Origin of the sequence: Pseudomonas fluorescens group sp. (assembly GCF_020093335.1) — a bacterium.
In the GTDB taxonomy this organism is placed as follows: Bacteria; Pseudomonadota; Gammaproteobacteria; order Pseudomonadales; family Pseudomonadaceae; genus Aquipseudomonas; species Aquipseudomonas petroselini.
This window is the reverse complement of the sequence record NZ_JAIOKW010000017.1, coordinates 100718-113826: the sequence shown is the minus strand read 5'-3', so window position 1 is coordinate 113826 and position 13109 is coordinate 100718. Positions and strand designations below refer to the sequence as shown.

The window sequence follows — 13109 nt, the reverse complement described above, 5'->3', positions numbered from 1 at the left end:
TTCTTGACGACCATAGAGCATTGGAACCACCTGATCCCATCCCGAACTCAGTAGTGAAACGATGCATCGCCGATGGTAGTGTGGGGTTTCCCCATGTGAGAGTAGGTCATCGTCAAGATTAAATTCCGAAACCCCATTTGCGAAAGCAGATGGGGTTTTGTTTTGGGCGGTCGAAAATGTCTAACACATGCCAATTCCGCCAATAACTGCCCACAGTGCTAAAGTCGCACCTTCGATTTTTGCTTTTCCCAAGGAAGCCGTTATGCCGGACGCGACGTCCCTCAGTGCTGGATTCATGGTGGTTCACGGCAACCGCCTGGACGAACTGCGCAGCCTGGTGGTCAGTTGGATGCGCCGCTACCCACTGGCTCCCCTGGAAAACGAAATCGCCTTGGTGCAAAGCAACGGCATCGCCCAGTGGCTCAAGCTGGCTTTGGCTGAAGATCCTGAAGATGATGATATGGGCGGTTGTGGAATCGCCGCAGCAATCGACGTGCAACTGCCCGGCAGCTTCATGTGGCAGCTGTACCGCATGGTCCTGGGCCGTGACGAAATCCCCCCCAAGTCCCTGCTCGATAAAGCCCCACTGACCTGGCGCCTGATGCGCCTGCTCCCGGAGCTTATCGATCAGCCGCACTTCGAACCGCTGCAGCGTTTCCTCACCCACGACACTGATTTGCGAAAACGCTATCAACTCGCCGAGCGCCTGGCTGATTTGTTCGACCAATACCAAGTTTACCGTGCCGATTGGCTGGAAGACTGGGCTGCTGGCCGTCACCAACTGCGCAATGGCCGAGGCGAGTCCAAACCCCTCAACCTCGCTAACTGCTGGCAAGCCGAGCTGTGGCGTGCGCTGCTGTTGGATGTAGGTGAAGAAGGCATGGCCGAAAGTCGTGCAGGCGTTCACCAGCGCTTTATTGAGCGCATAAACACACTCGAGCACGCGCCCCCAGGCCTTCCATCCCGAGTCATCGTTTTTGGCATCTCCTCGTTACCTGCGCAGGCACTCGAAGCCCTCGCCGGTCTCGCACGATTCAGCCAAGTTTTACTCTGCGTGCACAACCCCTGTCGCCACCATTGGTCAGACATCGTCGCCGACAAAGACCTGCTGCGTAACGAATACAAACGCCAAGCGCGTAAGAGTGGCATGCCGGTCACCATCGACCCACAAACCCTGCACCAGCACGCCCACCCGCTGCTGGCTGCCTGGGGCAAACAGGGCCGCGACTACATCAGCCTGCTGGACAGCTACGACGACCCCAACAGCTACCGCGCTGCCTTCCGCGATGGTCGTATCGACCTGTTCAGCGACAGCGAGCCCACCACACTGCTCAACCAGCTCCAGGACGACATCCTCGAACTGCGCCCGCTCAACGAAACCCGCGAGCTTTGGCCTGCCGTCGACCTGGACCGCGACACCTCAATCCGCTTCCACATCGCCCACAGCGCCCAACGCGAAGTGGAAATCCTCCACGATCAACTGCTCCAACGCTTCAGTGCGGACCCCGCGCTGCGCCCCCGGGACATCATCGTCATGGTTCCCGACGTCGATAGTTACGCGCCGCACATCCGCGCCGTGTTCGGCCAGCTCGAGCGCAATGACCCGCGCTTCATCCCGTTCACCCTGACCGACCAGGGCCAACGTGGCCGCGACCCACTGCTCATCGCCGTCGAACACCTGCTGAAACTCCCCGACAGCCGCTTCCCCGTCAGCGAGATTCTCGACCTGCTTGATGTTCCGGCCCTACGCGAACGCTTTGCCATCAAGGAACGCGACCTGCCCACATTGCACCGCTGGATAGAAGGTGCCGGCATCCGCTGGGGGCTTAACGCCGAACAACGTGCCGGCCTAGGCCTGCCAACGGAGCTGGAGCAAAACAGCTGGCGTTTCGGCCTGCGCCGTATGCTGCTCGGTTACGCCGTAGGCACCGGAGCCGCGTGTGACGGCATCGAGCCCTACGACGAAATAGGTGGTCTGGACGCCGCGCTGATCGGCCCATTGGTCGCCTTGCTCGACGCACTCAACGACGCCCACCAAGCCCTGTCCCAACCCGCACCTCCGAGGGTGTGGGGTGAGCGTCTGCAACGCCTGATGCAACTGTTCTTCCTGCCCAGCAGCGAACACGACGATTACCTGCTGGGCCAACTCGAACAACTCAGAGAAACCTGGCTGGAAACCTGCGAGTCCGTAGGTCTGCAGGACGAGTTACCCCTCACTGTAGTCCGTGAAGCCTGGCTGGCCGGCCTCGACCAAGGCCGCCTGTCCCAGCGCTTCCTCGCCGGAGCTGTCAATTTCTGTACCCTGATGCCCATGCGTGCGATCCCCTTCAAGCTCGTCTGCCTGCTCGGCATGAACGACGGTGATTACCCACGTGCGCAACCACCGCTGGACTTCGACCTGATGGGCAGTGACTACCGCCCCGGCGACCGCTCACGCCGTGAAGACGACCGCTACCTGCTGCTCGAAGCCCTGCTTTCAGCCCGGGACCAGCTGTACATCAGTTGGGTCGGCCGTAGCATCCGTGACAACAGTGATCGCCCTGCCTCGGTACTGATCGGTCAACTGCGTGACCATCTCGCCAGTGGCTGGCACCACGCAAACAGCGACGAGCCACTGATCGATGCCATGACACAAGAGCATCCGCTGCAACCGTTCAGCGCCCGCTATTTCCATGAGGGCGATGCGCTGTTCAGCTACGCGCGCGAATGGCAGTTGCTCCACGAAGCGTCCGATGCCCTCCCAACCGAACACGACCTGGCTCCCCACCAACAGGAAGAGCCCCTGAGCCTCGGCCAGCTCCAAGACTTCCTGCGTAACCCGGTCAAACACTTCTTCAGCCAACGCCTGAAAGTATTCTTCGAGGCCGCCGAAGTCCCGCTGGCCGACGAAGAGCCCTTCGTTCTCGACGCACTGCAACGCTACAGCCTGAGCGACAGCCTGCTCAGCGCTGCACTCACCCAACCCGATCACCTCGACCAGGCGCTGAATGCCCAAGCCCTGCGTCTGCAAGGCAGTGGCCTGTTGCCGATGGTCGGTTTTGGCGAATGCCTGCGTAACGAACTGATCGAGCCCTTGCCCGACCTGCTGCGCCGCTACCAGCAATTACTGGCCCTTTGGCCCACCCCGCACCCCGGCGCCGAACCCGTCAGTTTTGAGCATCATGGCGTTCAGTTGGAAGGCTGGATCAGCGGATTGCATCGGCGCAGTGATGGCGGGCTGCTCAGCGTCACCACCATTCCCAACAGCATCGGCTCGATCAAGACCCGCAAGTGGCATCGCCTGATTCGCCCCTGGGTCAATCACGTGGTTGCCTGCGCCTGCGGCTTGCCGTTAAGCACTGGCTTGGTGGCCAGCGACGACACCCTGCTCCTGCCACCACTGGATACATCCAATGCACGGGAAATCCTCTGCAACCTGCTGCTGGCCTGGCATACCGGAATGAGCAAACCGCTACCCGTTGCCGTGAAAACCGCCTTCGCGTGGCTCAGCCAAACCGACCCAGTCAAGGCCGAAGCCGCCGCCAGTAAAACCTACGAAGGCGATGGCCTGACCAACCATGGCGAGCGTCGCGAAACCCCGGCGCTCACCCGGCGATTCCCCGACTACGCCACACTGATCGCCAGCGAAGAGTTCGAAGGTTGGTGCGAAACCCTGTATCGCCCCTTGCTCAACGCACCATGGCGATCACTCACCGGCGAGGACGGCGCATGACCCGTAAACCCTTGGCCCTGGCCTTCCCGCTCAAAGGCAGCCAGCTGATCGAAGCCAGCGCGGGTACCGGCAAGACGTTCACTATCTCCGCCCTCTACCTGCGCCTGGTCCTCGGCCACGGTGGCGACGAAGCAGGCTTCGGCCGTGAATTGCTGCCGCCGCAAATCCTAGTGGTGACCTTCACCGACGCCGCCACCAAGGAGCTGCGCGAACGCATCCGCATCCGCCTGGCCGAAGCCGCACGCTTTTTTCGCGAAGAAATCGAACAGCCCGATGCCCTGATCGCCGATCTGCGCGCCGAGTACCCACCCGAACAATGGCCTGCCTGCGCCAACCGACTGGACATCGCCGCCCAGTGGATGGATGAAGCCGCCGTCTCGACGATCCACAGTTGGTGCCAGCGCATGCTGCGCGAACATGCCTTCGACAGCGGAAGCCTGTTCACCCAGACCCTGGAAACCGACCACAGCGACCTGCTCGGCGAAGTGTTGCGCGATTACTGGCGGCTGTTCTGCTACCCGATGCACGACGACGCCCTCAACTGGGTGCGCAGCAACTGGGGCGGCCCCGCCGCGTTAATGCCGCGAGTACGTGCGCTATTTGGCAGCGAACGGCCGACGGGTGAAACCCGCGAGCCCGCCGAGCTGATCAACGCGTGCCTGCAGGAACGCCGCGAAGCACTGCAAACGCTCAAGGCCCCCTGGCAACAATGGGCCGCCGAACTGCGCGATATCTGCCTGCAAGCCGTGGCCGCAAAAACCGTCGACGGCCGCAAGATGCAAGCCCGTTACTTCGAGCCCTGGTTCGAAAAGATCAGCGCCTGGGCCGCTGACGAAACCCTTGAGCAACTGGACATCGGTACCGGTTTCACCCGCCTCACGCCCGACGGTATGGCCGAAGCCTGGAAGGGCGAGCCGCCGCAGCATCCCGGTATCGACGCCATGGCCGGCCTCAAGGCCGCCCTTGATGCGCTGCCGACCCCCGACGCCGCCGTGTTGCAACACGCCGCCGGCTGGGTGGGCAAACGCTTCGAGGACGAAAAACGTCGCCGCGCCGAGATGGGGTTCGACGACATGCTCATCCGCCTCAACGCCGCCCTGCAAGCCGACGGCGGTGAACGCTTGGCCAGTGTGATCCGCGAGCAGTTTCCGGTGGCCTTGATCGATGAATTCCAGGACACCGACCCGGTGCAATACAGCATCTTCGACAGCATCTATCGCATCGAAGAAAACCACCTCGACAGCGGGCTGTTCCTGATCGGCGATCCCAAGCAAGCGATCTACGCCTTCCGTGGCGCCGACATCTACACCTACCTGCGCGCCCGACAATCCACTACCGGTCGCCACCACACATTGGGCACCAACTTCCGCTCCAGCCATGCGATGGTCGAGGCGGTAAATCACGTATTCCAGCGTGCAGAAACAGGTCGCGGTGCGTTCCTGTTCCGCGAGCCCAACGGTGAAAACCCGGTGCCTTTCCACTCGGTGCTGTCCCAGGGCCGCAAGGAACAATTGCAGGTTAATGGGCAAACGCTGCCGGCCATGAACCTCTGGCACTTACCTACCGACCAGCCAGTGTCCAATGCGGTTTATCGTCAGCAATTGGCGGCCGCCTGTGCCACGCACATTGTTGAATTGCTCAACGGCGGGCAGCAAGGTACCGCCGGTTTCCTACGGCCGGACGTGAGCTTCACCGGTGTGCTTCCGTCAGACATCGCCATTCTCGTTCGCGACGGCAAGGAAGCCCAAGCCGTGCGCACCGAACTGGCAGCCCGTGGCGTACGCAGCGTCTACCTCTCCGATAAGGACTCGGTCTTCGCCGCCCAGGAAGCCCACGACCTGCTCGCCTGGCTCAAGGCCTGCGCCGAGCCGGATGTCGAGCGCCCGCTGCGCGCCGCCTTGGCCTGCGTCACGCTGAACCTGTCGTTGCCGGAACTGGAGCGTCTGAACCAGGATGAGCTTGCGTGGGAAAGCCGTGTCATGCAGTTCCGTGGCTACCGCGCGATCTGGCGGACCCAAGGCGTGCTGCCGATGCTGCGCCGCCTGCTGCACGACTTCAAACTGCCGCAAACCCTGATTGCACGCAGTGATGGCGAACGGGTGCTGACCAACCTGCTGCACCTCAGCGAATTGCTGCAACAGGCAGCCTCGGAACTGGACGGCGAACAGGCACTGATCCGACACCTGGCGGAACACCTGGCACTCTCCGGCCAGGCGGGTGAAGAACAAATCCTGCGCCTGGAAAGTGATGAGCAACTGGTCAAGGTGGTGACGATCCACAAGTCGAAAGGCCTGGAGTACGACCTGGTTTTCCTGCCTTTCATCTGCTCGGCCAAACCGGTCGACGGCAGCCGCTTGCCGCTGCACTACCACGATGAACACGGCAAATCCCACGTCAGCCTGCGCCCTACGCCCGAATTGATCGCCCAGGCCGACAACGAGCGCCTGGCCGAAGACCTGCGCCTGTTGTATGTCGCCCTGACCCGCGCCAAGCATGCATGCTGGCTGGGCATCGCTGACCTCAAGCGTGGCAACAGCAATAGCTCCGTGTTGCACCTGTCGGCGTTGGGCTATCTGCTCGGCGCTGGTGCTTCGCTGGGGGAGTCTGCCGGTCTGGCGCGCTGGCTGTTGGACCTGCAAGCAGGTTGCCCTGCCATCGACTATGCGCAGGTGCCCGAAGCGCAACCCATCGTCTTCCACCCACCCCGCAACGAAGCCACACTGCGGGCGCCCTTGCTGCCCAAGCGCAAGGCCGCGGAAAACTGGTGGATTGCCTCCTACAGCGCCTTGCGTATCGGCGACAGCATGAGTGCCGCCACGCTCGAAGCGCCGGAAAGCCCCCAGGCCCAGAAGCTGTTCGATGACGAGCGCCTCGACCCCGATGCCCCCCGCGAAGTGGCGGCGTCCGGCGGCGACATCCACCGTTTCCCACGCGGTCCTAACCCAGGGACTTTCCTTCACGGTCTGCTCGAGTGGGCAGGGGAGGAGGGCTTCAACGTCACACCCGAGGCCATCGAAAAGGCCGTGGGCGCCCGCTGCAATCGTCGTAACTGGGAAGGCTGGATCATCACCCTCAGCGGTTGGCTCGGCCACCTGTTGCAAACGCCATTGCCGGTGGATAACGGTCACGTTTCCCTCAACGGTTTGCAGCAGTACCAGATCGAAATGGAGTTCTGGTTCGCCAGCCACAAAGTCGACGTACTCGCCCTCGACAAACTGGTTTGCCAGTACACCCACAGCGGCGTGTCCCGCGTTGCCGCCGAACCCGTGCTGCTCAACGGTATGTTCAAGGGCTTTATCGACTTGACCTTCGAACATGACGGCCGCTATTACGTAGCGGATTACAAATCCAACTGGCTCGGCCCCGACGATTCGGCCTACACCCAGGACGCCATGGAACAGTCGATCCTCGAACATCGGTACGACCTGCAATACGTGCTTTACCTGCTGGCCCTGCACCGCCAACTCAAGGCGCGCCTGCCGGACTACGACTACGACCGCCATGTCGGCGGTGCGCTGTATCTGTTCCTGCGCGGAACCCGGTCCGCGAGCCAGGGTGCGTATTTCACCCGACCGCCACGGGACCTGATCGAAGGCCTGGACCTGCTGTTCCAGGGCAAGACCCTCCCGCCCAAGGTTGAGCCCGCCTGGGAACAAGGAGTGCTGTTATGAGCCTGTCGCCGTTACCGCTGGAGGCGTTGATGCCGCTCAGTCGCGCCGCCGACCTGGTGCAACTGCTGGAGCGTTGGGTCGATCGCGGTTGGTTGCGCGCCCTGGACAAAGCCTTCGTCGGCTTCCTTCACGAGCTTGACCCGCACGCTGACCCGCTGGTACTGCTGGCCGCCGCGCTGACCAGCCATCAATTGGGCCATGGCCACGTCTGCCTCGACCTCTTCGAAACCCTCAAGGCACCGGACTTTGCCCTGTCGTTGCCGCCTGAAGGCGACCTGCAAACCGGCGCCATGCTGCTGCCGTCGCAGTTGCTGGAAGGCCTGGACGGCGCCCACTGGTGCCATGCGCTGGCTGCCAGCCACTTGGTCGCGTTGGCAGTCGATGGCAGCGAATCCGCCCAAAGTCGCCCCTTGGTGCTGTCCGGCAAACGCCTGTACCTGCGCCGTTACTGGACCTACGAGAGGCGCATCGACACCGCCTTGCGCCTGCGGCTCGCCACCCAGGAACGTGTCGCCGCCGATTTGCCGCAGCGCCTGGACAGCCTGTTCGACCAACCGCCGCCCGACGGCGTGATCGACTGGCAAAAGCTCGCCTGCGCCCTGGCCACTCGCGGTGCATTCAGCATCGTCACCGGTGGGCCCGGCACCGGCAAGACCACCACCGTGGTGCGCCTGCTCGCGCTGTTACAGGCGCCGTCTGTCGAAAGCGGCAGCCCGTTGCGCATTCGCCTGGCCGCGCCCACCGGCAAGGCTGCCGCACGCCTCACCGAGTCCATCAGCCAGCAAGTGCTGTCGCTGAAAGTGCCGGACAACGTGAAGGAAAAAATCCCGACCCAGGTCACCACCGTCCACCGGCTACTGGGCAGTCGCCCAGGCACGCGGCATTTCCGTCACCACATCGGTAACCCGTTGCCCCTGGATGTGTTGGTCGTGGATGAAGCCTCGATGATCGACCTGGAAATGATGGCCAACCTGCTCGACGCCTTGCCACCCCATGCTCGCCTGGTATTACTGGGCGACAAGGATCAACTCGCGTCGGTAGAAGCGGGCGCCGTACTCGGTGATTTGTGCCGTGATGCCGAAGCCGGCTTCTACAGCGCCGAGACCCGCCGGTGGCTGCAAGCCGTCAGTGGCGAAGACCTCAGTGCCAGTGGCTTGCAGGAAGACCTCGACGGTACCCATCCCCTGGCCCAGCAAGTGGTGATGCTGCGTTACTCACGCCGTTTCGGCGAAGGCAGTGGCATCGGCCAACTGGCGCGCTGGGTCAACCAGCAAAACGCTGAAGAAGCCCGCAAGCTGCTGGCGGCGCGTAGTCACGATGATCTGTTTTGCGTCAGCCTCAAAGGCGAACACGATTACGCCCTGGAGCGTCTGGTACTGGACGGACAGGGTGATGGTGCCGAGGGCTATCGCTATTACCTCAATCTGTTGCAAAGCGCCCGGCCATCCGCCGACACCCCGCGCGAAGACACCGCCTGGACCCACTGGGCGCAACAACTGCTGCAAGCCTTCGATGCTTTCCAACTGCTCTGCGCGGTACGCAAGGGCCCTTGGGGCGTTGAAGGCCTCAACCTGCGCATCACCGCCGCCCTGCGCAAGGTGCGCCTGATCGAAGGCGACGAGCAATGGTACGAAGGGCGCCCGGTGCTGATGACCCGCAACGATTACGGCCTGGGCTTGATGAACGGTGACATCGGCATCGCGCTGAAACTGCCCGAAAGCGACGGCGGCCCCCCAGTGCTGCGCGTAGCGTTCCCACGTAACGATGGCCAGGGCGGCGTGCGTTTTGTGCTGCCCAGCCGTCTGAATGATGTGGAAACCGTGTACGCCATGACCGTGCACAAATCCCAGGGCTCGGAGTTCACCCACACGGCGCTGATCCTGCCGGATGCGCTGAACCCGGTGCTCACCAAAGAGTTGATCTACACCGGCATCACCCGTGCCAAACGCTGGTTCAGCTTGATCGAACCCCGGGGCGGCGTGTTTGAAGAGGCCGTGCGGCGCAAGGTCAAGCGCTTGAGTGGGTTGATGCTGGAGTTGGGTCAGGAGTCAGAAATATCCGACGCTGTGCTATCGTTGCGGCATCACCCCGAAAACACCTGAGAGTATCGCTGCATGAACGTGGCCGTCTCGCCCACAGAGCGAAGTTTGAGCTGGAGACGCCTGCTGCTGGCATTCCTGTGTGTGCTCGCGCCGCACGCCTTCGCCCAGGCGCCCGATCCCGCAGACCTTGCAGACCAGCGCGCCCAGGCGGTCACCCAAGTGGTGCTTGGCATCCTCAGTTATGCCCGCTGGCCAGTCGAGCCGGCGCAATTGCGCCTGTGTATCGTCGGCCCGACCCAGTACACCGACGACCTGATCAAAGGCACTACCCAGGCCACCGGCCGTCCGGTCGTGGTGCAGCGCCTGCTGGCCAACCATCCCGATATCGTCACCGCGTGCGATGCGGTGTACATCGGCAAACTCACCGCGGATGAGCGCAGCCACCTGTTTGCCGCATTAATCGGCCACCCAGTGCTCAGCATCAGCGAAGGCGGCGACCAGTGCACCGTGGGCAGCCTGTTCTGCTTGCGGGTGGGGGATCAACAGGTGTCCTTCGAAGTCAACCTGGACTCCGTGGCCCGCAGTGGCGTGCGCATTCACCCCAGCGTCTTGCAACTGTCCCGTCGCCGGGCGCCCGCGCAATGAGCGGCGCCAAGGTGCGACCGACGCTGCGCTCGGTCATCGGCCGAGGGCATCTGATCCTCGCGCTGTTGGCCGTGACCCTGGCCAGCGTGTCCCTGACCCTGCTGGGTGTGTTGGCGCTGCGGGTGTATGCCGAACACAACCTGCACCTGATCGCGCGCTCCATCAACTACACCGTGGAAGCGGCGGTGGTGTTCAACGACAGCGCCGCAGCCACCGAAGCCCTCAGCCTGATTGCCTCCACCGAAGAGGTGGCCCAGGCCGAAGTCCTCGATGCCAATGGCAAGTTGCTGGCGCAATGGATACGCCCGGATACCGGCCTGCTCTCGCGTGTGGAACTGGAGCTGGCGCATACGCTGCTCGAACAACCCATCAGCCAGCCGATCCTTCACCAAGGGCGAACCATCGGCAGCATCCATCTCATCGGCCACGGCGGTAGCCTGTTGCGCTTCCTGCTCAGCGGCCTGGCCGGGATCTTCATCTGCACCGCCCTCAGCGCGTGGATCGCCCTGCACCTGGCGCGACGCTTGTTGCGCGGCATCACCGGCCCGCTGCAAAGCCTCGCCGCCGTGGCCCACGCCGCCCGCAGCGAACGCGACTTCGACCGCCGCGTACCGCCGGCAAAAATCGCCGAACTCGACAGCCTGGGCAGTGACTTCAACGCCTTGCTCGGCGAGATGGAAGCCTGGCAAAGCCACTTGCAAAGCGAAAACGAATCCCTCGCCCACCAGGCCAACCACGACAGCCTCACCGGTCTGCCCAACCGCGCCTTCTTCGAAGGCCGTTTGATCCGCGCCCTGCGCAGCGCAGCCAAGGCCAAGGAACAAGTGGCAGTGCTGTACCTCGACAGCGACCGCTTCAAAGAGATCAATGACAGCTTTGGCCACGCCGCCGGTGATGCCGTCCTCGTGGCCGTCGCCGAGCGTGTGCGCGCGCAATTGCGCGAAGACGACCTGGTGGCGCGCCTGGGCGGCGACGAGTTCGCCATACTGCTGGCGCCGTTGCACAAGGTCGAAGACGCCGAGCGCATCGCCGACAAGATCATCGCCAGCATGGACCTGCCGATCTCCGTGCCCGGCAACACCCAGGTATTGACCTCTCTCAGTATCGGCATCGCCATCTACCCCGATCATGGCGCCACCCCTGGCACCTTACTCAATGCTGCCGACGCAGCGATGTACCAGGCCAAGCGTTTGTCCTCGGGCGGCCAGCAAACGGCGGAGTCGGAGAACCCCGTCGTCAACGTTAAACACAGGAGTTGATCCCTTGTTCTCGACCGCGCGTTTCATGTTTATCACCCTGCTCGTGTCATTGCTCGCCCTCGGCGGTTGCCAGACGGCCCCACCCAAAGGCCTGACCCCGGCGCAAGTCGCCGTTCTCAAGCAGCAAGGCTTTGAACTGACCGACGAAGGCTGGGCATTCGGCTTGTCCGGCAAAGTGCTGTTTGGCAGCGATGTCGAGGCGCTCAACCAACCCAGCACCGACATCGTCCAGCGCATCGGCAAGGCCCTGCTGGGCGTCGGGATTGAACGCGTCCGCATCGACGGTCACACCGACGCGTCGGGCAAGGAAACCTACAACCAGCAACTGTCCCTGCGCCGCGCTAAAAGTGTGGCGACGGTGTTGATGAGTGTGGGCATGAAGGAAGAAAACATCCAACTGCGCGGCTTGGGCAGCAGCGAGCCGGTGGCGTCCAATGACACCGCGGCGGGGCGCACGGAGAATCGACGGGTGTCGATAGTGGTGATGTCGGACTGAGCGGCTTCACCCGTTTCAATCTGAAATACGATCAAAAGGTGGGAGGGGGCTTGCTCCCGATGGCAGTGGGTCAGTGATCGATAAGCTGACTGTCACACCGCCATCGGGAGCAAGCCCCCTCCCACTTTTTGATTGGTGTTGGCTTAACGGTCCGTTGTCATTGCCTGCGTTGGTGCTCCACCACCGAATCTCAGCAAAAACCTTCAAGCATGTTTCCTGTAGGAGAAGTCTGCCATGACGAATCTTGAAGGCTAGGCTGACGAAGTTTCGCTTTTTCGCAAAGGGTGGGCTTAGTCAAATGGCCGCTCCAACTAACCACCGTAAAGGACTGCGATGAGCATAAACGTCAGTGATTTCCGCCAGAAATTTTCTAAGGCTAGGCTTTCAAACGTTGCTTTTGATGAGCTGTTGAGCGCAAGAGAGTTGTTCGAGTCTGAAAGACAGGGCATTCGATTCGATAACAAGGTCGCCCACATCAATCCTCTACAATTACCCGTCCTAAGTGAGGAACTAGATAGAATCCGAACCATGATCGATCACGAAAGCCATGTCTTGATTCTTGAAGGTTTTGAAGTCGACAAACTTGAAAGTTTCAAATCGCTGATATGGACGTTTGGTTCTTTACTCGGTGTACCGATGGTGCAGAACCATCTCGGTCATAAGGTGATCGAGGTTTATGACAGAGGCGCTAAGAGCATTGAGGAAGGTGCGAGATACCATCAAACCCGCCAAGGCGCCTATGTACATAACGATGGAGTGAGCGACCCGTTACCTATCGATTACCTGATCCTGGCTTGCGGACAGAAAGCACTTTTGGGAGGTGAGAGCATTCTGATTGATGCAAGTGCGGTATACGCGGAGTTGATGACGTTTCCAGAAATATTGGAAGAACTTAAGTGCGACTTTTTTTTTGAAAATCGCGGCATGTCAGATGAGGAAAAGTTGTTCAAAGCGCCCATCCTTAGCTTTTCCAATGAAGGTATTCCGCTGATCAGATACTTCCGCGTCTACATTGAGTCAGCTCACCTTAAGGCGGGAGTGCCATTAACATTGGCTCAATCCCAAGCACTAAACTTTCTGGACACCGTTCTTGATCAGTCATCGGTTCAGCATCGAGTGTTGCTCGAGCCAGGGCAGATACTTATTTCAGCCGACAATAAGTTTCTCCATACCCGTACGCACTTTATCGATACGAATACGCCACGTGGCGTGATTGATGATTCGGAGTCCTTGAGTGATCTAAATCGCTACATGCTACGGATGTGGTTACGCAAACAATGATGC

Annotated in this window: 7 protein-coding genes and 1 rRNA gene; all 8 read left to right on the top strand. The window is 61.4% G+C overall.

The window, feature by feature from the left end:
* Nucleotides 1-2 precede the first annotated feature (2 nt).
* A 5S ribosomal RNA gene (rrf, locus tag K7431_RS18770) occupies nt 3-118 on the top strand.
* Between the two features lie 144 nt (nt 119-262).
* Nucleotides 263-3712: an exodeoxyribonuclease V subunit gamma gene (gene recC / locus K7431_RS18765; RefSeq protein WP_015885885.1), complete on the top strand. Its 3450-nt coding sequence runs from the start codon at nt 263-265 to the stop codon at nt 3710-3712.
* On the top strand, nt 3709-7383 hold the full coding sequence (gene recB / locus K7431_RS18760) for an exodeoxyribonuclease V subunit beta (RefSeq protein ID WP_015885884.1): 3675 nt from the start codon (nt 3709-3711) through the stop codon (nt 7381-7383). The genes recC and recB overlap by 4 nt, the downstream gene beginning before the upstream one ends.
* Entirely contained in the window at nt 7380-9485 is a 2106-nt protein-coding gene (recD, locus tag K7431_RS18755; protein ID WP_015885883.1) for an exodeoxyribonuclease V subunit alpha, read from the top strand. Before recB ends, recD begins: the two co-directional genes overlap by 4 nt.
* 12 nt (nt 9486-9497) lie before the next feature.
* Entirely contained in the window at nt 9498-10070 is a 573-nt protein-coding gene (locus K7431_RS18750) for a YfiR family protein (RefSeq protein WP_015885882.1), read from the top strand.
* Nucleotides 10067-11329, top strand: coding sequence for a diguanylate cyclase domain-containing protein (locus K7431_RS18745; RefSeq protein ID WP_015885881.1), 1263 nt, complete (start codon nt 10067-10069; stop codon nt 11327-11329). The genes K7431_RS18750 and K7431_RS18745 overlap by 4 nt, the downstream gene beginning before the upstream one ends.
* Before the next feature lie 4 nt (nt 11330-11333).
* Nucleotides 11334-11825 (top strand): OmpA family protein, encoded by a 492-nt coding sequence (locus K7431_RS18740; protein ID WP_015885880.1) that lies wholly within the window; start codon nt 11334-11336, stop codon nt 11823-11825.
* A 333-nt stretch (nt 11826-12158) separates the two neighbouring features.
* Nucleotides 12159-13106: a TauD/TfdA family dioxygenase gene (locus tag K7431_RS18735; RefSeq protein WP_015885879.1), complete on the top strand. Its 948-nt coding sequence runs from the start codon at nt 12159-12161 to the stop codon at nt 13104-13106.
* Nucleotides 13107-13109: the final 3 nt, after the last annotated feature.

What these genes read in the sequence shown, in the direction of transcription:
- K7431_RS18750 (WP_015885882.1), top strand. Translation starts at nt 9,498, where the DNA reads ATGAACGTGGCCGTCTCGCCCACAGAGCGAAGTTTGAGCTGGAGACGC.
- K7431_RS18745 (WP_015885881.1), top strand. Translation starts at nt 10,067, where the DNA reads ATGAGCGGCGCCAAGGTGCGACCGACGCTGCGCTCGGTCATCGGCCGA.
- recB (WP_015885884.1), top strand. Translation starts at nt 3,709, where the DNA reads ATGACCCGTAAACCCTTGGCCCTGGCCTTCCCGCTCAAAGGCAGCCAG.
- K7431_RS18735 (WP_015885879.1), top strand. Translation starts at nt 12,159, where the DNA reads ATGAGCATAAACGTCAGTGATTTCCGCCAGAAATTTTCTAAGGCTAGG.
- recC (WP_015885885.1), top strand. Translation starts at nt 263, where the DNA reads ATGCCGGACGCGACGTCCCTCAGTGCTGGATTCATGGTGGTTCACGGC.
- recD (WP_015885883.1), top strand. Translation starts at nt 7,380, where the DNA reads ATGAGCCTGTCGCCGTTACCGCTGGAGGCGTTGATGCCGCTCAGTCGC.